The organism is Spirosoma profusum (genome assembly GCF_014699005.1).
Taxonomy (GTDB): Bacteria; Bacteroidota; Bacteroidia; order Cytophagales; family Spirosomataceae; genus Spirosoma; species Spirosoma profusum.
The window spans coordinates 1-19,784 of the sequence record NZ_JACWZY010000021.1; the positions used below are offsets into that span (position 1 = coordinate 1).

General features: G+C 43.7%; 25 protein-coding genes. 12 read left to right on the forward strand and 13 right to left on the reverse strand.

All coding sequences use genetic code 11. The features are described from left to right. The first annotated feature begins 167 nt into the window (after positions 1-167). Entirely contained in the window at positions 168-998 is an 831-nt protein-coding gene (locus IC229_RS21865; protein ID WP_190889156.1) for a helix-turn-helix domain-containing protein, read from the forward strand. Between the two features lie 78 nt (positions 999-1,076). Beyond that, entirely contained in the window at positions 1,077-1,616 is a 540-nt protein-coding gene (locus IC229_RS21870; RefSeq protein WP_190889157.1) for an SgcJ/EcaC family oxidoreductase, read from the forward strand. Between the two features lie 382 nt (positions 1,617-1,998). On the opposite strand, the gene IC229_RS21875 is transcribed toward IC229_RS21870, so the two are convergent. The 5 genes from IC229_RS21875 to IC229_RS21895 form a co-directional block, all read right to left on the reverse strand. Continuing rightward, positions 1,999-3,099 (reverse strand): alpha/beta hydrolase, encoded by a 1,101-nt coding sequence (locus tag IC229_RS21875; protein WP_190889158.1) that lies wholly within the window; start codon positions 3,097-3,099, stop codon positions 1,999-2,001. Positions 3,100-3,158: 59 nt separating this feature from the next. Beyond that, complete coding sequence (locus IC229_RS21880; RefSeq protein WP_190889159.1) at positions 3,159-3,782, reverse strand: cupin domain-containing protein; 624 nt, start codon at positions 3,780-3,782, stop codon at positions 3,159-3,161. Positions 3,783-3,869: 87 nt separating this feature from the next. After that, positions 3,870-4,697, reverse strand: a complete 828-nt coding sequence (locus IC229_RS21885; RefSeq protein ID WP_190889160.1) for a helix-turn-helix domain-containing protein — start codon at positions 4,695-4,697, stop codon at positions 3,870-3,872. Positions 4,698-5,003: 306 nt separating this feature from the next. Continuing rightward, complete coding sequence (locus IC229_RS21890) at positions 5,004-5,522, reverse strand: Imm30 family immunity protein (protein ID WP_190889161.1); 519 nt, start codon at positions 5,520-5,522, stop codon at positions 5,004-5,006. A 201-nt stretch (positions 5,523-5,723) separates the two neighbouring features. After that, positions 5,724-6,542 (reverse strand): Fic family protein, encoded by an 819-nt coding sequence (locus IC229_RS21895; protein ID WP_190889162.1) that lies wholly within the window; start codon positions 6,540-6,542, stop codon positions 5,724-5,726. A 394-nt stretch (positions 6,543-6,936) separates the two neighbouring features. Between IC229_RS21895 and IC229_RS21900 the strand changes: the two genes are divergently transcribed. The 3 genes from IC229_RS21900 (at position 6,937) to IC229_RS21910 (ending at position 9,102) form a co-directional block, all read left to right on the forward strand. Beyond that, positions 6,937-7,725: a polysaccharide biosynthesis/export family protein gene (locus tag IC229_RS21900; RefSeq protein ID WP_190889163.1), complete on the forward strand. Its 789-nt coding sequence runs from the start codon at positions 6,937-6,939 to the stop codon at positions 7,723-7,725. Positions 7,726-8,074: 349 nt separating this feature from the next. Beyond that, positions 8,075-8,557, forward strand: a complete 483-nt coding sequence (locus tag IC229_RS21905; RefSeq protein ID WP_190889164.1) for a response regulator — start codon at positions 8,075-8,077, stop codon at positions 8,555-8,557. A gap of 191 nt (positions 8,558-8,748) precedes the next feature. Continuing rightward, positions 8,749-9,102 (forward strand): response regulator, encoded by a 354-nt coding sequence (locus IC229_RS21910; protein ID WP_317171611.1) that lies wholly within the window; start codon positions 8,749-8,751, stop codon positions 9,100-9,102. Positions 9,103-9,104: 2 nt separating this feature from the next. Here the strand turns inward: IC229_RS21910 and IC229_RS21915 are convergent, their stop codons facing one another. Further along, a complete protein-coding gene (locus tag IC229_RS21915) occupies positions 9,105-9,527 on the reverse strand; it encodes a response regulator (RefSeq protein WP_190889165.1) in 423 nt (140 codons plus the stop codon). 158 nt (positions 9,528-9,685) lie between these two features. Here IC229_RS21915 and IC229_RS21920 point away from each other — a divergent pair, with 158 nt between their 5' ends. Next, a complete protein-coding gene (locus tag IC229_RS21920; RefSeq protein ID WP_190889166.1) occupies positions 9,686-10,126 on the forward strand; it encodes a response regulator in 441 nt (146 codons plus the stop codon). A gap of 170 nt (positions 10,127-10,296) precedes the next feature. Here the strand turns inward: IC229_RS21920 and IC229_RS21925 are convergent, their stop codons facing one another. Then, a complete protein-coding gene (locus tag IC229_RS21925) occupies positions 10,297-10,584 on the reverse strand; it encodes a hypothetical protein (RefSeq protein WP_190889167.1) in 288 nt (95 codons plus the stop codon). A 485-nt stretch (positions 10,585-11,069) separates the two neighbouring features. Between IC229_RS21925 and IC229_RS21930 the strand changes: the two genes are divergently transcribed. Then, positions 11,070-11,438, forward strand: coding sequence for a hypothetical protein (locus IC229_RS21930; protein WP_190889168.1), 369 nt, complete (start codon positions 11,070-11,072; stop codon positions 11,436-11,438). A gap of 463 nt (positions 11,439-11,901) precedes the next feature. Here the strand turns inward: IC229_RS21930 and IC229_RS21935 are convergent, their stop codons facing one another. After that, positions 11,902-12,885 (reverse strand): site-specific integrase, encoded by a 984-nt coding sequence (locus IC229_RS21935; RefSeq protein WP_190889169.1) that lies wholly within the window; start codon positions 12,883-12,885, stop codon positions 11,902-11,904. 275 nt (positions 12,886-13,160) lie between these two features. Between IC229_RS21935 and IC229_RS21940 the strand changes: the two genes are divergently transcribed. The 5 genes from IC229_RS21940 (at position 13,161) to IC229_RS21960 (ending at position 16,397) form a co-directional block, all read left to right on the forward strand. Then, positions 13,161-13,349 carry a hypothetical protein gene (locus IC229_RS21940; RefSeq protein WP_190889170.1) on the forward strand — a complete coding sequence of 63 codons (189 nt, stop codon included), beginning with the start codon at positions 13,161-13,163 and terminating at the stop codon, positions 13,347-13,349. A gap of 338 nt (positions 13,350-13,687) precedes the next feature. Beyond that, positions 13,688-14,281, forward strand: coding sequence for a tetratricopeptide repeat protein (locus IC229_RS21945; RefSeq protein ID WP_190889171.1), 594 nt, complete (start codon positions 13,688-13,690; stop codon positions 14,279-14,281). A gap of 81 nt (positions 14,282-14,362) precedes the next feature. Beyond that, entirely contained in the window at positions 14,363-15,103 is a 741-nt protein-coding gene (locus IC229_RS21950) for a hypothetical protein (protein ID WP_190889172.1), read from the forward strand. Positions 15,104-15,450: 347 nt separating this feature from the next. Next, entirely contained in the window at positions 15,451-15,879 is a 429-nt protein-coding gene (locus tag IC229_RS21955) for a DUF4304 domain-containing protein (RefSeq protein WP_190889173.1), read from the forward strand. Positions 15,880-16,037: 158 nt separating this feature from the next. Beyond that, on the forward strand, positions 16,038-16,397 hold the full coding sequence (locus IC229_RS21960; RefSeq protein ID WP_190889174.1) for a hypothetical protein: 360 nt from the start codon (positions 16,038-16,040) through the stop codon (positions 16,395-16,397). A gap of 808 nt (positions 16,398-17,205) precedes the next feature. On the opposite strand, the gene IC229_RS21965 is transcribed toward IC229_RS21960, so the two are convergent. The 5 genes from IC229_RS21965 to IC229_RS21985 form a co-directional block, all read right to left on the reverse strand. Then, the gene (locus tag IC229_RS21965) at positions 17,206-17,445 is read right to left on the reverse strand and encodes a hypothetical protein (RefSeq protein WP_190889175.1); all 240 of its coding nucleotides are present in this window, start codon (positions 17,443-17,445) and stop codon (positions 17,206-17,208) included. Between the two features lie 34 nt (positions 17,446-17,479). Next, positions 17,480-18,040, reverse strand: a complete 561-nt coding sequence (locus tag IC229_RS21970) for a hypothetical protein (protein WP_190889176.1) — start codon at positions 18,038-18,040, stop codon at positions 17,480-17,482. Positions 18,041-18,060: 20 nt separating this feature from the next. Further along, the gene (locus IC229_RS21975; protein ID WP_190889177.1) at positions 18,061-18,522 is read right to left on the reverse strand and encodes a hypothetical protein; all 462 of its coding nucleotides are present in this window, start codon (positions 18,520-18,522) and stop codon (positions 18,061-18,063) included. Between the two features lie 238 nt (positions 18,523-18,760). Then, positions 18,761-19,210, reverse strand: coding sequence for a response regulator (locus tag IC229_RS21980; RefSeq protein WP_190889178.1), 450 nt, complete (start codon positions 19,208-19,210; stop codon positions 18,761-18,763). A 76-nt stretch (positions 19,211-19,286) separates the two neighbouring features. Next, positions 19,287-19,715: a response regulator gene (locus IC229_RS21985; RefSeq protein WP_190889179.1), complete on the reverse strand. Its 429-nt coding sequence runs from the start codon at positions 19,713-19,715 to the stop codon at positions 19,287-19,289. Positions 19,716-19,784 lie beyond the last annotated feature (69 nt).

Consider the following 19,784-nt stretch of genomic DNA (forward strand, 5'->3'; position numbering starts at 1 on the left):
CTATTGAAAGGTCTTGATTTTTAGCAACAAAGGCCAGCCATAAATCTGGGTTTTGTCTCAGCAGCGAACCTAACAGTTTTTGTGAGACGGAGCTTTCGAAAGCAGTTAGCCTGAAGTTTTGTACTTTAGCTAACAGATAACAGATTATACAACATACTTTTTGATAGATGTTCATCCAATTCTACTCGCCTACCCCAGCACTGGCTAGCTTGGTGAAAGGCTACCAAATTGTGCATGTCCAAACGCCTAAGCACTTGCCCTCCTCCGCTCGCCCCTTTCCACCCCATGCCGTTCAGAGTTTGTCATTTTATCCCCGTGATCCGACCCACGTATTCCACCACCGTACGGGACTGACTAGCCGCCAACCCAGCTGCATCCTGGTTGGCCCTCAGGTTTCACGCGTTGACCTGACTACAGGACCGGATATGTTAATCATAGCCACATTTTTTGTGCCAGGTGGATTGCATCGACTACTGGGCATTCCAATGACTGAATTCTTTGACTATGCACTTGATGTGTCGCTACTGTGGGCTCCCCAGATTCGTCAGGTCGATGAACAGCTTCGCCAAACCCATAACTACAAGCAGATGCAACAGATCGTTGAAGCCTTCCTGTTGGATCGACTTCGAAAAAAACAGCTTGAGCAGCACCCCATTGATCGGGCTTTCCAGCGAATGGAAGACCCAAGCCGACCCGCTTCATTGGATTACCTAGCCGATCAGGCCTGTCTAAGTCCCCGGCAGTTTGAGCGTAAATGCTATGAACGACTGGGCCTTGGCCCTAAAACGTTCGGTCGCCTTGTCCGCTTTAGTAAAGCCGTTCGATTAAAAGAGAAATGTCCTCAGTTGGACTGGCTCGAGATTGCTCTCCAGAGTGGGTATTATGATAGCCAACACCTGCGACGCGACTTTAAAGAATTTGCCGGTTCTACGCCAACCTTGCTGTTGGAGCAAGAAACCAGCACCCTCATACGGGGTTATAGTTCCCATAATTTTTAAACGCAAGAATGTCGTTTTTATACCCCCACTCTTGACTAAGAAGGGAGTAGGTTTGTTCGAATCAAAACTCGATCAATCATGAAACCATTCATTTTATTGGTCTTCATGACCCTCTTGGGTCAAGGAGTCTACAGTCAGCAGAAGGCAACATCCCTACCTCAAAAAAATAGCCCAGAACAAAAAGCCATCGAAGCCCAGGTAGACGCTTTTTTTACGAGCTGGAATACCCATGATTTTAGGGACATGAACAAGTATATGGCCCCGGAATGCGATTTTGTCAATATAGTCGGTATGCACTGGAAAGGCCGCGAAGACGTGCAGTATGCGCATCAAACCATGCACGAACAGCACTTTAAAACGATACCCTTAGAAAAGCGGTCAGTAGCGGTTCGGTTTTTAACCCCTGATGTTGCCATTGCCCATGTCTTGATGCACGTCAAGGATTCTTACATTACACCTGATGGATCGAAAGGCGGTGATGGGGATGGGTTGGCTACCTTCGTTTTTGTCAAACGAAATCGGGTTTGGCTGGTGGAGGCAGTCGAAAATGTTGTTGTCAATGAAGTAGCCAAGCCGTTTAACCCCATAACCGTGAGAGACCAATCAAAACAGAAATAAGGTCTGCTTCTTTCGGCTCAGTGTTATCCAATAGCAATAATCCTTTTAGGTAATGGTAGTTATAGAACGGGTCTGGGAATAGCAATAACTTACTGTAGGTCAGTTCGTTGTACTTTACCTAGACCCGTTGTATAACTCACTGTATGTAAAGCTAGTAGTGTAAAGATAGGATTTAAGCCTGTTCAATATTGTCAGATAAGACGATCAAAACAGAATTTTACAAACGTACTACCACGTCGTAGGCTTGTAAAACTACCATTTAGCCGTATCGCAAAACGCCCGAATTATAGATACTACCTCGTATCATTTGGGAGGGTATTTCGAGACACTTGTCATATAGATTTATCGATAAAGATATCCGCTATGTCTACCGAACAGAGGCTCATTCTTTAGATTCAACTGTCAAATACGTGTCAAAGAAAGGAAGCATTTCCGTGTAAATTCTACCTTCAAAACCGCCTATATGGCTCACATGCCCCCCAATGTATTCTTCCGCAAAATGCTTTACCTGATTGGCTTCGAGCTTTTTGCTGAATTGAAGGCTGGCAATAGGTACATTCTTGATTTCTTCGTTTCGGCCCCAGTCTAACTTTAAGGCCGTTAAACTTTTCAGCCCAGCCAGATGACTCTCAATCATATTTATGGGAAAGTTGGCCTCCCATTTTCGTTTTGTCTCCTCATCCACCATCATCCTGTCGCCACTATAGCTTACTGGCATTTTAGCCGAAAGAAAGGTTTTTCCGGCCTCATCCGGTGAATACGCTCGGGCCAGATTGGCCATCGCTTTTGTATAAAATTTTGTAAAATCATTTCGTTTAATGAGGTCACCCATTATTTCCGCTTCGCTATACTGATTTCTATAGGAATCCATGTGTTTAAAGGCCGACATCTCTAGACTAAAGTCACCGCCCCAGCCCAAATTACCAGGACTCAGTGCATACACGGCTGTGAAAACATCCGGATAAAGCATCCCAATTTTCAAAGCACCATGGCCGCCCATAGACTGGCCGCTCAGGCCTCTACTGTGTCTACCAGCAATCGTTCGATAGCGTTTATCGATATACGCAACCACATCTTTCGCAATGTAATCGGCCCAGTTTCCGGTAAGCGTTGAATTGGTGTAAAAACCGGAGCCTAATTTAGCATCACTGTTAGGCAGGACCAAAATCATGGGTTTGATACGACCGTTTTGAATAGCCGCATCCATTAACTCATGAAAACGCCACCAGGCCATCACAATGCTGTCACCTCCCATTTCCATCCCACCATGCAAAAAATAAATGACCGGATAACGCTGTTTGCTGGCTTCATAGCCGGGCGGCAGGTAAATGGTTAGCCTTCGCATAGGGTCCTCTCCAGCGTGGTTACCCTGAAGGGAAGGCGCTACGAATTTTTCGATGATAACTTTACCTTTTATGGAGTTTTGTGCCGAGAGGTTTCCCCCAGAAATAAATACGAACAGACAGAGCAGAAACGGTTTCATGGTTATATGGTTAAGAAGACAGAATGATGATTTATTGTAGGGTAGAACAGCGTTAAGACTTACCCTTTCAACCCATATTGAGCCATGATGGGCTGCCGCTGCTCCTCGAACATGGTGATCCCATACCGAGTATATAATGCATTCATTTTATCAGTGGCCTCTTTTGAGGTTAAGGAAACACCCCGCTTCATCAGGTCAGGAATCAATCGGGCAAACATCTCTTCCAGAAAATTTTCAAAATCCTGGTTGAAAAACATGTCGATATACCGGACTGGTTTATCGGTGGCATTCCAAAATGTATGGACAAGGCCGTGAGGGCGCAGATGCCACCCGCCCGCTTCGACTTCATACACCTTATCGCCAACCAGTATGCTGACTGTACCTTCCTGCACAAACATCAGTTCGTCCAGTTCTTTGTGAACGTGCGGGGCTGGCCCCATCAGTTTAGGACCCATAATGCCCTCCATACAGGAGAATTGTCCGTTAGTTTGGTTGCTGCGGACGGGTACTCTGAATCCCAGACCATTGGGTCCTACTTGAGTTGGCTCGGGGGGCGAGTAAAAAGGTTTTAGTGGTCCTCTGTCAGAATGGGTAAATGCGGGTAAAAGACTCTGAGTCAGCGAGGGGCATTGGGCGTCGAAGCCAGCCAGTAGACCACTAGCCAGGAAATGTCTGCGTTCCATAACAAATCATCTTGTTAGGCAAAAGTGACGTTCTTCCTGTCGTGAGTAGTGGTACAAAAACGACTTTTTAGGGCTGCCCTAACCGCTTTATTCGTGCAAGCCCAACAGTCGTTCGGGCGCCTGATTGTCAAGCTGAAAAAAAGCCGGAGGAGTAAGCCCAGTGATCACTTTATAGTCTCTTACTAAGTGTTGATAGTCATAGTAGCCGCACTGTAGGGCGATGCTTAACCAGTCGGTTTGGGGCTGGGCATTTTTCATCCGGAAGGCTTTATCAAAGCGAGCAATTCGGACCAGTTGGGGAGCGGGTACGCCCATCCGCTCTTTAAATTTTCGCTCGAATTGCCGGGGACATAAACAGGCTTGGCTGGCCAACCAATCCATCGAAACAGGTTCGGTATTGTGCAACAGCAGTTGAGCTATCTTATCAATACCATGGGCATTCTTTTTGGCTCGTCTGATTAGTCTTGCGACAAACAATTCCGCCCATTCAAGCATTTCAGCATAGGAGTCGGCATTTCTCAACTGTTCTGTTACAGTCTTTATGTCTGATGAAAAAACCGCTTCTGCTTCGATATACGTGTTGGTCAGCTCGTAGGAGGGAATGCCCGTTAGTCGGAATAAAGCACCGGGTTGAAACTTGATATTGAGGTATAAAAACTCTCGGCCAACACACCGATTGTACACCATTGTATGCTGGCCATGTAAGAAGGCCACTGGTCTTTTCGTTTTATTGGTTTCTCTCGGATATTGCACGTATTCAGGATCCCGGAGAAAAAATTCAATGGAGTCGCCGGTTTTGGGGGTATAGGCTTTCACCGGAATCGGTTCCTCGACGGAAAATTCCAGATGGACAATACCGATATTTTCGATGTACCCCCGTAAAGCAGGGCTGGGCAAAAAACCTTTCAGCAGCATCTCCCACAATTGACGTTTCGTCTGCTAAAGTTAAGCGGTTTACTGAATTTTTCACCAACCTTTTGCTGGCCGCTATCACTCGTATTTATCAAATGCCCTACTACCTAATGGTGATGCATATAAACTCATGGGGACGAAAAACCAGTTGTATATGACTCAGGAAACTCCCCATTTCTGGAGCACTACTATGAAGTTTCTATCGTCTCAGGTAGGAGCCTTTTCTGAGAATGTGTCCGATGTTCAATTGGTGTTTAACTCAATCCGTTTCATCTTATAAAACTTTTTTAGAATACTGATATTCTGTCATTAGTTTAAAATATCTAATGATTCAATCGTTTCTAATGCATCTCTTCCATTACTCACGATCTCAAGATGAGAACGATCACTAATATATTGAGTAGACGATGCTATTAATGAGGTGATGGTTTCTTTTATGATAGTTAAGTTTTGCACAGAAGTGCTCATTAGAGCTGCCATAAATCGCTTATTATTATCCCTCTGAGTTATTAAACCGTTTGCCAAAATAGTAGTATACCAGTTTATTGCATGAGGATATATAATAGATGCACCGTCAAAAACTTCTTTAAAATATGAGTCAGGGTTTTTATTATTTACAGCGTTGAGCCCATGAATTAAACTGTACATATAATCAGGGTTCGATGTGTCATCAAAGAAACCGTTGAGTAGTATTTTAATCAGAAATGGGTCAAGCTTTGATGGATTATCATCCATCCATAATAACAGTTCATCAAAAGGCTCATAATCTTCATCTGATTCCAAAACACGACTTTTTATTAAGCGTGAAATCATTGTAGACCAGTTCATTTTGGTTTTTGAAAAATGTAAAGTGAAACTTGTAATACTTACTTCAGCCTTTGTGTATAAGTGAGCGATATGTTAGCCAAAGTACGACGATTGAGGCTAAATACTGTTTTATTAAACGCCCCATTTTTGACGCAGCTAGATGAACGGTAGATTGCCTGACGCTGAAACGTTTATAATCAGAAGTGGTTTGCTAGCAATTCACTAAAAAAGTAATGTCAGTCCCCCCTTCTTAGGGACTTGGGGCTTGCTTAAGCGGGCAATCTCCTGGGTAAGAAACTGGGTGAGCTGACCGTACATAAAATCCGTTATTGGTTTGGTAGCTTCTTGCCGACGCGACTCTTCTAGAGCAGCAATATAAGCCGTCCGATCCTGGGCATACACTAAGCTCAAGGGCAGGCCATGATACTGCTGAACATAATTCATTAGCAGCCGAGAGGTGCGCCCGTTGCCATCGCCAAAGGGATGAATACTGACCAATTGAAAATGTACCTGAAAGGAAAGGTCATAGACCTGCCGGACTGTTTTAGCTGCGGGCAACAGCGTGTTCATCTCTTTAAGCAAAGTGTCCACTGCCGTCGGCACCTTCCTAGCATCTAAAAACATGCGGCTACCGGCCATGGCGCTCACCGTGCGAAATTGACCAAGGCTCGAATCAAACGTACCTAATAGAGTGTTTGTTGGTCCACCCGTTTGACGCATGACCGCTGCGGCAATGGCCTGTAGCCGGTCCCGGTTCAAGGGCTCGTGTTGGGTGGCCCAGTCGAGGACCAGTTGTTGAGCGGCCTGGTGATCAACGACCATCAAGTGGTGTTCTAGCGGCTTGCCCCCCGCCGTAAGCCCTTTTTCTAACAGGGTCTGGGTCTCCAATAGCGTTAGGGTGGAGCCTTCGATAGCGGTCGAGTGATGAGTGTGCACCATTTGATTATACAGCTCGAAGTTAATCACACCGGTGGTGAGCGCCTGGTATTGCTTGATCAATTCAGGCAATGTAGGAGCGGTAGGAGGTGTGATTTGAGCCATGGTGAGCGGTCAGGCGATTGAGCGAGAAGAGTCACTCAAAGATACGAAAGATGCTGGCTCGGACGCGAACGGCCAATAAAACTAGCTTTAGTTGACGTTCCAACTTCGGCTAGCTCTCCGGTGAGGGCGTTTTAGTCAATTTATAAAAAGCCTACCTTCGGTCACCCTGAATACTTGTGATGGGTTAGTTGTGGCTCCATAGTTTTTCTGATAATGTAAGCTACTCTAGGAAATACCGATTTGTCTCAGTTCGAGGAGCCTTTTGTGAGAATGAACCTAGTGTGTGCTTTTAAGTAGCTTACGTGCTTAGGAATGATGCCCTGAACTTGTCATTTTTACCTCTTAAGCGAAAGGCCTATAAAAGATGAAAAAGACTTTTACACAAAAAAGAAATATGTGTTCTCACGTATTACTTACAGGTATATTTATTCTATTCATCAGTTCGCTAATTGGCTGTGCGACCTCTAAACAACTGGGTTATTTTCAGGAAGATGGCACAAATGATAACAATAAAGAACTGGATAGTATTTTTGCTGCCGTCCAAAACATTCCCCTTTCCAAAGGGACTATACTGACCATTCGCGTAAATAGCATTACCCCACCCAACAGTGCTACCGTTAATCCATTTGATCCGATCCTCATACCCGGTAAGGTCATCGACCCGCCGATTATTACTGGCTTTTTGATCAACGAGGAGGGTAATATTGCTTTACCCTTAGTAGGGTTGATTCCAGCAGCAGGCAAGACGACGGCGCAACTGGCTACGGATATACGGGCCAAGTTACGGGCGCATCTACTAGAGCCTACTGTAACGGTTGAATTCACGACCCGCATCTCTGTATTAGGGGAGGTCAATAAGCCTGCCCTGTTTACCCTCAGCAGCCCAATTCTCAGTCTACCCCAAGCGCTGGGGCTGGCAGGCGATTTGACCACGTATGCTCGACGAGACAATATCTTAGTGATTCGTTATAATGGTCCTAATAACCTTATCTACCAGCGAATTGACCTCACTAAGCGAAGTATCCTTCATTCCCCTTTTTATTTTTTGAGGGCCGGTGATGTGGTGTATGTTTCACCGGGTAAAGACCGGGCGGCCAGCGTCGATCGGGCTTACCGAATCATTCCCATCGCGCTCAGTGCGCTTACCGTAATTGCTTCTGTTTTGAGCCTAGCCTTACGATAATGTAAAGATCCGCTCTGTGTAGGCGACCTCCTCGAGTGCGTATATGGCTGAAATACGCAACCGGGTATTTTCTTCCTACACCGGACATGGTGAAGGATATAGTGTATAGGTCATGACATCATCTGACATTTTCTTTGCCAAGTTTTCGAATCATTAAACGTCCGAATTATAGATACTTCCTCGTCTCAGTTAGGAGCGTTCAGTGAGAATACACTCTAAGAATCACAATACATACAAACTGAAGCTTCACTTATCCTCAAACACAAAATGCTCACACCTAGTTTGTAGGTTAAGTTATGTTCTTACGAGTGATATAGCTGGTTAGATTCATCTATTCGCAAGCTTACTGATGGCCATGAAAACGGCTGATACGCACATTAACACCAATTTCAACAATGCTAAATTATTGCTCGTTGAACCCCAGACCGATCAATGGAAAATGATGGAAGGTGCCCTCCGGCAATACCTCCCACAAGTAACCACCCAACGTGTAGCCAATGTTGAGCAGGCAAAACTCCTACTAAATTCGTGGAGGGGTCAGGAATGGCAACTCCCCAAACTTATTTTGCTCAACCTCTACCTACCTCAGAATACCGATGGCTGGGAACTGCTCAGGACCATTAAGGCTATGCCTGGAGCCTTCATCCGAATTCCGGTTCTTGTGTATGGTCCTATCGGCAAACAGTCTGATGTTACCCTATCGTATGAAATAGGCGCTGCTACCTATTTACCACAACCTAACGACCTGGTAAGTTGGCAGGATTTTTGTAACGCGTTACGGATTTACTGGTGGGAAACCGTTTCATTGCCACCCTTACATTTCGACCTGTAAGCTGCATAGGTATGAATAAAGGCTTGTTCATCGTTAAATGTCTGTTAGTAGTTAATAGGCTTAATAGGCCGTTTTCTAGCTCTCTACAACATACCCAGGAATGAACCTGTTGTACCGCTATGCGTACTGGTCCCATTTTGTTGATCGACGATGATCAACTGCTGTTTTAAGAAGTCGTTCGGGATTTAGGAGTGCTCAATCCCATCCATTTCTTTGTCACGGGCCAGCAAGTGCTGGATTACTTGCTCACCACCTCAGAGCAACCCTTCCTTATTCTTTGTGGTATTAATATGCCCAAAATGAATGGGCTGGAGTTGAGGCAGCGCATCGAAGCGAATCAAACGCTGAAACAAAGGGCAATCCCCTTTATTTTTTTGACCACTGACGCTTCACCTTCACTAATTGAAGAAGCGTATGAGGGTACTATTCAGGGCTTTTTTAAGAAATCGGTAGGCCATGAGGCAGCCAAAGAACAACTCCGCTGGATCATGGGTTACTGGCAACATTGCCTGTATCCTTATAGCGGCCCCCAACCCAAGCAGTAAGGCTAATTGGGCAATACTACCGTTTGGTGCCAATACGTTTTTAGCCGTTCAACATAGGCCCGCCAACCAGCTAGATCCTGGGGCTTTTGGGTATAGGCAACGGCGCCTTTCTCGTAGGTTTGAATAATATTGGTGTCAGTAGAATGGCCGCTAAACATAATGATTGGCGCTTTTCCCTGAAGCCGTGCTCGTAATTGGGGAAGTACATCAAGCCCATTTACTGACTGCTGAAAATCAATATCTAGCAGGATAAGTTTAGGCTGTTGGGCCAACTCGTCATTGAGATAGGCAAAAGCCTGCTGGGGTGAGGCAACCCCCACAAAGCTCGCTTCGGGGAATGCTTGTTGGCCAATCCGTTGCAACATTTCAAGGATGGGCGGTTCATCATCAATCACCAGAATAGTTAATGGAGTCTCGGTAGGCATGCCAATTGATTGGTGAGATAAAGAGTGGCGACTGAGCTTAGGAAATAGGGATCGCCCCATTACTAACGCTGGTAAAAGTAGATAAACAAAGGTACATCCCCTTATTGTATTTTAAATTATTTAGCTTTACCCACCCTTTTCCACCTAACTTCCTTGCTGTGGCTGCAACTTTCCGCATTTTATTGGTTGATGATGATCCCCATTTAATCGACATCCTACGGATTGCTTCCACAGAAAGTTTTCCTGAGGCTTACTATGTGCAGGTACATTCTTACTCGGAGGCCCTGAACTACTTTAGCCAATTAGACGGACATGGCCCTCAACTCCTATTGCTAGATCTTAATCTAGGCAGCATGACGGGCTTCGAACTGCTAAAAGAACTAAGAGCGCATCCTACAATTTACATGCTTCCCATTGTAGTCTTGACGGTGAGTCAACTTGATGTAGATGTCAAAAAGAGTTACAAGGATGGTGCCTCCAGTTTTATCCGCAAGCCGGAAACACTTGCTGATTGGAAAAAATATGTAGAGCAACTTCGGCTCTACTGGCTAGACACGGTCACCCTGCCGCCTATCGTGTACCGAAAAGCGGCAGGGTAAAGTAGGCCCTGTCAATTTATCATAGGTACGACTAGATAGGTTATTCGGGATTATTAATTTCTTGATTTACTATTCTATTTTACTGTCTCCTGAAACGCCCCAATTCTGAAGCAGATATATGAATGCTGCTTCGTCTCACATAGGTGCATATTTTTAAGATAAGTTACTAACTATTCAAATTCCCCATCAGCACATGCTTTCAAAAGGTAAGACATCCATAAAATACCAGAAGCAAACCCAATTATTGTGAGAACTTTTTTTCCCTTTGTAGGAACATCCAGAAAGAAACAGAAAAAACTATATGCAACCAATAAAGGGCCAGAAAACAGTAAAGCAAACATGCCTATCTCATCATCTGCTTTGGTATGAAAGTGAAGCATTCCCTCGGCAATCAAATAGACAATAGGAAGCACTAATAAGGTTAGAGCAATAACTAGTGTGTAAAAAGCTCGATTCATCTTTCCTGTTGTATAAGTGAGTTTTATGTGAAGTAAATTTTAAAACAGCCATCCGCTCATACCCACCATTGTTAAAAGACACATGGTCCAAATGATTCCGCTTATCAAAAGCACTTTCCCCCACATTTTACGTATAGGAATCGAGCGTACAGAAACGAGATAAGCACCCATTAGGATAAGTCCGGGGCCACTAACGAGAATACCTGTAATTGTCAGCCAACTGTCCACCCTGAATTGTTGGTTAATCTTTTTTGTGTTAGCCAAAGTACAAACCTTAGGCAAAATACCGTTTCACGAAACGCCCCATTTTTAAAGCAGACACATGAACGCGGCTTCGTCTCAAGTAGGAGCCAGTCATGCGTGACCTGTTCGATGAGTTGATCTTAAATAAGTGATACTGACTTTACCAAAGCACGGGACATAAAGCCGAACTAACCGTAACTTGGCACTTGTAACACCAGCACCAGACTGGAAACAAGTTGAGCATGACAATTGACCTTGAATTGATGGCTGTGTTGAAAGACATCGTGGCGGATTGGGCCGATCCAAAAAATCAATTCCTGATAACGGCCAATTACTATGACCAGCTGCCCCAGGGGCGTGAAGGCGAACGTTGGTACATTGCTCACATCTGGATCAGTCAGGAATCCGCCCACAACGTTACCCTAACCGATGAGGGTTTAATCTGCGATGTGCATCTAAACCGACACGACTATAGCCTGGTGAGCCGCATCCTGCTCCCCTTCGACCAGATCTGGAATGTGCAACGGGTTACTGGATCACTCGAGCCTACACCGAGCCTCTATTACCGAGTCGATAAGATGAACCTGCACCGACCCGGTGACGACACATAAGTGAACTTGTTGTATTTTTCTGTTTTGCTATTTAGTCAGCTTCTTTGCTTCGCTACTTACCATACCATTTAGGGTGAACGAATCGCACAAGTGAACAATATGTTAGCTAATGTATGGAGAATCAGGCTAAAGACTGTTCCTTTAAACGCTCCGATTTCTGAGTCGATAGATACAGTAATTGTCATAGCGAATCATCCTGTATGAATTTCAGTCTCAAATTGCCATCTCATGAATCAAAATCAAAATCTCACAGTTCAGTTGAGTTTGTGAGACCAAATGCTCCTATAAATCAGGCCAATTATTGGTGCAACACTGCTGACTGAACGAAGTACATTAAGGTTGCAATTTTTATCAGTTAGCTACAAACGGTCCGCCGTGGCGACCGTCCGCGGCTGGAAATTTGCCCGCCCGGCGGCCCGGCTCTTTAGTTGGTTATCCCCTACATACTCAGGCTAGCAGGTCGTTAAAGTCCCAGTTTGCCCGATGCATTATGCTTGCGGATATTGCGACGTCGGTCATAGCGCTGGATCATGGTCGTGGTGCGATGTTTGGTCTGATTCATCACTTCTAAATCATCGGCTCCGTTAGCTTTGGCGATCGTGACGAAACTGGCCCGTAGCGAGTGAGCCGTAAAGGATTCACCCAGTTGGTGTTGAACCAGTAGATTAACCCATTCATCGGAAAGTCGCTCCCCGGTCACGCGTTCCCCTTTCCGGACCCTGACAAATAAAGGGCCTTCCGCTCGAGCTACAACCCCCAGCCAGGCTTGCAGAGCCCCAATCGGGCAATACTCCGCTTCGTTAGCATAGGCAACCGCTTTTTCTTCCACCTCCCCAAATTGATTGGTTTTCGAGCGGTCTAGCCGAATGACCATGCCGGCCTCATCAATCAGGATATGATTCACATCAAGTGCCGCTAATTCACTGCGCCGAAACGCACCGGTGAAACCCAGCAGCAGAATGGCTCGGTTACGAATACCAGTTGGTGTTGGCGGTAAGGCGTCCAGTGCCTGGCGAAACTGCTTGAGCGAAAAGTCGGGGGCCTGTTTCTGGCGAATGGTCTTTTTGAGCTTAAAGCCTTTTAGAAAGACCTTGAACTGTTCATCGGTGGTCGGTGAGTCAATTCGATGCTGACGGTGGAGTTTGGCAATCGAAGCCAGATGGCGTTGAATGGTAAAGAAGCTGCGAGTCCGTCCCAAGAAGGTTACATATTCTACCAGGGCAATTGCCGACAAAGGCGTTGGCTGGTAGTTATTCTCCCCACACCAGGCAGCATACTGTTTGAGGTCGGTCACAAACGCCCGGTGGGAATTGGGGGAACCTTGCAGGCCTGCCCGCAAATACTCGCTAGCCTCCTGGTGAATCTGTTCATCGACTCGTAGAGAGAGACTCCGCTCAGGAGCTGGCATAATCATCAGGGTTTGCGCGGTACTGTCAGATTGACTCATGGGTTGGCACGGGAAAAAGAGTTTAGTGTTTACTTTTCGAGTAAAGTCGACCAAAGTCTACTCGTTTTGACAAATATAGGGTTACTCGTGATAATTAAATCTTATCACGAGTAACGAATTTTATAGTTCATTTATATCTAGAGAAAAGAGATTTCCGGGAAGACTTATGAAGCATTAACACTCGTTGTAGGGATATATGAAATCATCAATCAAGAATACGCATGCATTCAATATCCTTACGCTTTACTCAGGAATTAACTCAGCGTCTTAACCATATGAGTATCCGAAGCACCCGCTACAAAGTAGCCTTGTTTAGGCCCCTTAATCTGGACCAGCAGCCAGGGGAATACAACCTGACCGATGTTCAGACTGAAAATACCGAGTTCGCCTTCAACATTATGTTTGAGCGCAACAATCCCGAGTCCGAATGGCGATTGGTAACCCCACTTAAATTTACAGATTAATCAAGAGTTCCATTGACGGGAGTTCTTGGTTAATCTGTAAATTTAAGTGGATTAGGTAATGCTGCTACAACTTATTGATTTGTACTATTATAAGAATTGAATACGTTAATGCCCATAAATCAGGTTAAGCAGTAATAGTATTTTTCAATGTTAAATTGAGGAATGATCTGCTCTAAAATATGATCGATTCGCTTACTGATTGTGATGCTATTTTTGGGAAACGATCATATTTTGGGAATGGATTGTCAAGGATCGTTTTAGGCGTGGCTGGCAATGGTTACTTTAATGGCCAACTAGCCTTTGGGCTTAAATTTCAGTGACGACTATATCTTCTAGCAATGACACCCAAACAAAGACAACGGCTGGAAAAAAAGATTGCTGATGTCAAACGAGTCTTAGCCGCCGAGAAACGAAAATTTGGTGGCTACGATGACTCCCGTGGCCTACGCTATTTACCCACCCGCTACTATATCCAGCTAGCCGATTATCCAGGGGGATTGACTTACCTCCGCTGGTTTGCCAAAACGTTTCCCGATGACATTGGCTTTCCTGATTTCCTGTTTGAGCGGGCGATCCTACTCTTTAAGTCGGGTAAGCTAGCTGAAGCAAAAGTGAAGGTATGGCAAACCTTCTGTGCCAACACGTATGTACTGGATAATTTCTTCGGTCAGCCCATTCATGCGCTACCCAAATACGAGTGGTCAACCATGGCTCAGATTGGTTTCACGGCGCATTTCCCCTATACGCATCAGCAAGCCGATTTGCTGGACATGAGTCCATGGTTGGCTGAGTTTATTGTTAGCGATACGTTTTCGGCCCGAAAAGCGCGCTATCTAACCCTTCACCAACAACTACTTGTGGAAGAGGATGACGAAATCAGAGGCTATTTACACCAGGAAGTAGAAGTGTTGGAAAGTCATACACAATTCTAATTGAGCTGGGTTTGAAATGGCAAAATCTGGCTTACTTTACATATTGTAGATTATACAATAAGAAAGAGACTACTTAAGATCTTGATAGAATTAGTTCATATGATTGTTAAATCTCTTCGCTCAAGATGGCTGCTAGTTATGCTTTCGATTAGTGTTACGGCCTCTGCTCAAAAAAGCGTGTCCATTCAGTTGTCCATCGTTAGCCGACAAGCGTCAAGCACAATTAGTCAAGATGTGGGGCTTTTACTGGAGGCTAAAAACCAGCTGGATCAAGATGTAGCTTTGTATACGCCAGCGCCAAAGGGCAACCTAATGCGTCATGTCAAGTACTATAAGTTGAATTCACTCACTAACCAATACATTGAGCTTAAACACCCTCTTGATCAAGAATTAGAGCGAGAAAAGGCTTTGACAGATAGTCTTTACAGAGCAACCGGCGCAATTGTTGATTTCTTCGGCCAACAGAATTATAATTCAAAATCTGAGCTATATCAACAGTTCGTTCGGGATGATTCACTGTGGTACGATTATGATTACAAGAATACCCAGTATGCTAAAACTATCCGTGAAACAGACCTTGAGCATTTTAGCCAAGTGACTGGTTTAGAAAAGCGAACTGCCTTATTTACCCTGATGAAGGCCAAAGAACGGTGTCAGGATTTTACTAATATCACCTTTCTTTATCAGCAACCAGGCGATTATAAGATTGCTCTGGAGTTACCTGAGGTTGATTTACATGGATCAGTCTGTAGGGTAGGTCAGTTTTACGTAAACGAACCTAAGACGATCCGTAGCAACGAACTGTATCTACGTATAAGATGAAAGATCGCTTTGATTAACATATACCCAATTATACAACACCTATTATGAGGAGACAGAAGAAGTGGGTATTACTCATAATGATCCTCAATTTGCTATCAATCTATATCGGGCTCACTTACCGAAAAGGAGATTGGATCACGCCAGGGCTGTTGGCTATGTGTATCTATCTTCCATTCTTAGCGGTTGTATCCTTCGCCCTATTGCTGATGTTCGGATCTGAGAATTCGCTTTACCTCAAAATTGGTAGGCTATCTTTGATTACTTTAACTGGGGTGAACCTAGCTTTCCTCCTAGTGTATATATTCGCCTACAACTAACATAATGGCACTTATATAACAAATCTGCCAATGGCTCAAAAGGGAATAAAAGAGCTTGTAAAAAGTGAAATTGAGCCTGTTATTAAATCATTGGGTTTTAAAAAGCAGAGCAATAGCTATGTGAAAACTGAAGAGGGCTTTCTTAAAATTATTGGTCTTCAATTTAGCCAAACGAACACTTCAGAAGAGGCTTCATTCACGATAGAATGTGGTATATTTTTTCCTGAGCTTTATCTAAAATGCTTTGACGAATTACCCAAATACCCTAAAACCGTAGATTGCTTTTTTCAATATAGGCAAAGAATAGGGCGCTTAAAAGGGTCACACGATGAATGGTATAAAGTGAAAGTTGGCGAAGATAATCAGCCTGTCTTAGACAGGGTTAGGCATGATCTTACTTGGTATGTTAGGAGACATTTTGAAAGATATACTTCTACTTTCAGCTTCTTTAGTCATTGAGTTAATAGTATGACTATTTTGATAGTAGTATAGCTGTATCTCCTCTGTCACTTATTTGAAAAATCTCTTTACATAAAGATAGTTATAAAACCCGTCTCAACTACGTGATATTTCAGCCATCTTTATCAGATATATAAAGAATTGTACTTTATTAATTTATGCCAAGCCAGAAAGACTTCCTAAAAGACATCATTGAGCGAGCACCTGTCAATTCTATCTGGCAGATATCGGTTGACTCATGGCCAGCTCTCAAAGAAATCTTGTCAGATGTATCTTTAATTGACGATTTATATATCAAAGTAATTATCACTCAGAGTAGTCGAGGAGAACTACTGGCACTTATCGATAAATACCCTTTTCACGACTGGATTATTCATCAGAGTATTATCGATCCACTTAATGTTTGCCTCATGAATAGCTTTGATCATATGAGTACCTTGGCAATAAATCATTCCTTTCCAGATTCAGAAAGTTTGCTCCTTAAATACAAAGATGAAGATTTACTATTTATTGAATAAGTACAAATATTGGCAATAAGCTGATCTATAATTAATTACAGAGCCGTTTTATAACTACACTTATGTTAATGAAAATAACTCAGAAATGCGAGGTTAGGATTAATAGAACCTTTCTTGTAATAGTTTTATCAGAAGTCCTTTTCAAACTGAATCTTTATTGCGGTTTTTGAAGTAGTAAAAAACAGTGTACCCTTCCCATATTATTCCGATTATCATTAGTACTCTCCCAGCGATTTGCTGATTGGATATAAATAGCCAGCAGCCTACCACAACTATTAGGAAGCCAAGTGAAAGCATACGAAATATTCGAGCAAAGAACGGATTCATAAGAATGTCGTATAAGTGGCTATATGTTAATAAGCCCTGATATAAGTGCCAATTTTAGTATTAATTATTGAATCCCACTCTGTAGCAGAATCCGTTTGATGCAGTTTGAGTTTCGAAGAAGGTCGTGGTGTCTCAAAACGTTCACTTCCATAATTTAGCACTATCCGTCCAGTTGAATCACAGACAGCGATAATGTCTGACTGCGAATCCATACCTGCAAAATTATGTTGCACGACATAGTCTTTTTCGGGATAAGTGTTCTCTAAATGACGACCGTAGATATATATTAACTGCCTATCGAACGGCCTCCAGTATAGCAGTTGAGTTAGATAAACATTAGGGCATGAATGTAATTTGAAAGCTTCAATCTCGTACGTAGGTCTCAACGAAAAGTACCCTAGTAATATACTTACGCCTATAATTAGACCCAACTTCCAATGATGAAGAATACTCATTTTGCTGTTGTATAATTGGGTTTATGTTAGCTAAGACGCCATTGCTCTCTGTTAGCGTACTCCAACCGGACATGCTTAATTACAGTTACTCCAGCCTTCGAACTGGAAACCGGATAAGCGTCGATTTCAGAATCAACGATTAAATGCATATGGTCTTTACCTTCCTTTATACCCTGTAGGTAAAGAATCAGATCATCAATACCTTGCTCGTCTGCAACTATTTCAATCTGCTCTTTTGCGTCTGTATACCCTATAAATGAAAGCATTTTTATGTTGTATAATCTACATTATGTTTACTTATCACTTTTGATCAAGGAGTTTTAAACCTAGCTCTTTATCCAAGAAATAATGTCTGTAGATACCAGGCCCTTTCTCATTGACTTTCTTTTTAAACGCTTCTTCTGATAAGGGACTCACTTTGCCGTATAAACTAAAACCACCTACTTGCTTGTAGTAAACCTGCTCTTGACTGAACTCAATCCGAAGCCTGCTTGTGCTGCTATAGTTAATGAGTAACTCACTCAGATTGGTTTCAACGAGCGTATATCGGCCAATCTTAACTACTCCTTGGATGGGTTTGCGATTGACGTTAGAGAAGGTCAGCGTATCGTACTGAGCAGCGAACAAATAGATTTTGTTGACGGAGCCAGTTTGAGCGCTTGACAATGTATTGGTTAATAATGATAAAAGAGCGAGTAGAAGAACCCTCATCAGCTTTGTTGTATAATCTGCGTGGCTGTTGCAAAAGTCTGTAATAGACCCAACAGGCATGAATGATGAGCCCGTTTTGGCCAACAAACAGCTGAAAAATGACGAGTGAATGAACGGATTCAACGCCATACCGACTTTTGCAACAGCCACCTGCTTTATGCTAATCCGTATCAGTTTACTTTGAGTACATAGGTAACATTGTCAGCACCTAGACTGACGGGCTCATTGTTAAATCGCATCCCGGTAAGGTGCATCCATCCATTACATTTACTTTCATTCCGGCGGCTAGTCATCGACAGCGTGCCGAGCACTTTATCACTAAGCGCAACTGTGTATTGAGTCTGCTCGGACCTGGCAAATAGATCATACCCGACATTATAAATGAATTTATAACTATCATTTGAGGCAATGGCTTTAAAGTCTGTTTTGGGTAAATGAATGGGTACACCCGTAGAAGAAGTATACCATATATGCACCGCATCGGCTTGCAGAGGATCGCCAATTAAGGGCTGGCCTTGGGAATTGACAAAGGCAACATTATATGTCGGAGGAGGAGCCTGACACTTTTGTTGTTCGCAGGCCAGACCAAAGCAGCCGCTAAACAGGAGGACGATAGCTTGAATAAATCTCATAAAGTTGACGAGTTAAATAACTATGAGTTAATCGCACCCTAAAAGGTTGTAAGAAGATATTTCCTCTGTTGTATAATCTACAATATGATTACCTAAAGCCTTGATTTGGTAAAGTATAACCCAAATGACGGATTTTACGGTCCGCCGTTGCGGTACAAAACGGCAAAACTACCCAACTTTATAATATTGCGCGTACACTTGTCTAAATAGAGCTAGGCTTCTATTATGCTTGGAAGCACTAATTAGTTGGTGGGCTAACACCCGGTAAACGAGCGGAGCGATGCCAATAATCTCGTAGCATTGAAACGTACTCGTGCCAGCCCTCCATATCCTCTGGTTTTTGCGTATACGCTACGGCACCCTGTTCATAGGCTTGCTCAATTTTGGCCTCTTCATCCAGATAACTGAGCATGATGATGGGCACTCGCCCTTTGAAGCGGCCCCTTAATTCAGGCAACAGACTTAAACCATCTGTAGCGGCACGCAAATCAATATCTAAAAGGACCAATTGGGGCGGCTGATCCGCGTGTGAGTCGAGATGCTCTAAGGTTTCGGGGGCTGATCGGGTGTTAGTCAACCTAGCTTCTGGAAAATCCTTAGCAGCGATTCGACACAGAAAATCAAAAATGGGGGGCTCATCATCCACCACCAGAATATGAAACGATTCAAGAGGTTTTATTGACTCCATAGGTTCATGTATTGAAAACGGTAGATCATCAACTAACCCCATTTTTAGATACGCTTATTTTGCCAGGTTAGCAGTATTAGTGATTCAACCGACGTGTGGGGATTTTCGCCAACTTGAACCAGTAGTTGCGAATCTGCGCGGCTAGTTCGATCAACTGCTGATGTCCATTCGGCTTGGTGAGAAATGTATTAGCGCCTAATTCGTAGGCTCGGATAACATCTGCCTCGTTGTCAGATGTCGTTAAAATCAACACGGGCACATACCGGTAGGCTTTGGAACCTCTTAAATTAGTGAGCACTTCAAAGCCATCAATGAGCGGCATATTGAGGTCTAATAGCACTATATCAGGGAGGAAATCTGTACCATCAAGGTTTGCTAAAACTTGGGTTCCATCACTGACAAACCGAATGTCGTAACGGTTAGAATCTGTCTCGAAGGCAGTTTTCATCAAGAACTGATCATCTTCATCGTCTTCGACAATCAGCACATTAAACGTCGTCTTCATTCGGCAAAACGGGTTTTCGGGCTAGTTAACAGGCGTTATACATCATGTTCACAGTTTGAGTTTTACTAT

Bases quoted from the DNA above. Each gene is read 5' to 3' on its own strand.
- IC229_RS21880 (WP_190889159.1), bottom strand. From the start codon at position 3,782: ATGGAACGCAGACATTTCCTGGCTAGTGGTCTACTGGCTGGCTTCGAC.
- IC229_RS21905 (WP_190889164.1), top strand. From the start codon at position 8,075: ATGGCCATGAAAACGGCTGATACGCACATTAACACCAATTTCAACAAT.
- IC229_RS21960 (WP_190889174.1), top strand. From the start codon at position 16,038: ATGCCAAGCCAGAAAGACTTCCTAAAAGACATCATTGAGCGAGCACCT.
- IC229_RS21980 (WP_190889178.1), bottom strand. From the start codon at position 19,210: ATGGAGTCAATAAAACCTCTTGAATCGTTTCATATTCTGGTGGTGGAT.
- IC229_RS21900 (WP_190889163.1), top strand. From the start codon at position 6,937: ATGTGTTCTCACGTATTACTTACAGGTATATTTATTCTATTCATCAGT.
- IC229_RS21885 (WP_190889160.1), bottom strand. From the start codon at position 4,697: ATGCTGCTGAAAGGTTTTTTGCCCAGCCCTGCTTTACGGGGGTACATC.
- IC229_RS21870 (WP_190889157.1), top strand. From the start codon at position 1,077: ATGAAACCATTCATTTTATTGGTCTTCATGACCCTCTTGGGTCAAGGA.
- IC229_RS21975 (WP_190889177.1), bottom strand. From the start codon at position 18,522: ATGAGATTTATTCAAGCTATCGTCCTCCTGTTTAGCGGCTGCTTTGGT.
- IC229_RS21930 (WP_190889168.1), top strand. From the start codon at position 11,070: ATGACAATTGACCTTGAATTGATGGCTGTGTTGAAAGACATCGTGGCG.
- IC229_RS21935 (WP_190889169.1), bottom strand. From the start codon at position 12,885: ATGAGTCAATCTGACAGTACCGCGCAAACCCTGATGATTATGCCAGCT.
- IC229_RS21890 (WP_190889161.1), bottom strand. From the start codon at position 5,522: ATGAACTGGTCTACAATGATTTCACGCTTAATAAAAAGTCGTGTTTTG.
- IC229_RS21875 (WP_190889158.1), bottom strand. From the start codon at position 3,099: ATGAAACCGTTTCTGCTCTGTCTGTTCGTATTTATTTCTGGGGGAAAC.
- IC229_RS21940 (WP_190889170.1), top strand. From the start codon at position 13,161: ATGAGTATCCGAAGCACCCGCTACAAAGTAGCCTTGTTTAGGCCCCTT.
- IC229_RS21955 (WP_190889173.1), top strand. From the start codon at position 15,451: ATGGCTCAAAAGGGAATAAAAGAGCTTGTAAAAAGTGAAATTGAGCCT.
- IC229_RS21915 (WP_190889165.1), bottom strand. From the start codon at position 9,527: ATGCCTACCGAGACTCCATTAACTATTCTGGTGATTGATGATGAACCG.
- IC229_RS21925 (WP_190889167.1), bottom strand. From the start codon at position 10,584: ATGAATCGAGCTTTTTACACACTAGTTATTGCTCTAACCTTATTAGTG.
- IC229_RS21965 (WP_190889175.1), bottom strand. From the start codon at position 17,445: ATGCTTTCATTTATAGGGTATACAGACGCAAAAGAGCAGATTGAAATA.
- IC229_RS21945 (WP_190889171.1), top strand. From the start codon at position 13,688: ATGACACCCAAACAAAGACAACGGCTGGAAAAAAAGATTGCTGATGTC.
- IC229_RS21895 (WP_190889162.1), bottom strand. From the start codon at position 6,542: ATGGCTCAAATCACACCTCCTACCGCTCCTACATTGCCTGAATTGATC.
- IC229_RS21985 (WP_190889179.1), bottom strand. From the start codon at position 19,715: ATGAAGACGACGTTTAATGTGCTGATTGTCGAAGACGATGAAGATGAT.
- IC229_RS21865 (WP_190889156.1), top strand. From the start codon at position 168: ATGTTCATCCAATTCTACTCGCCTACCCCAGCACTGGCTAGCTTGGTG.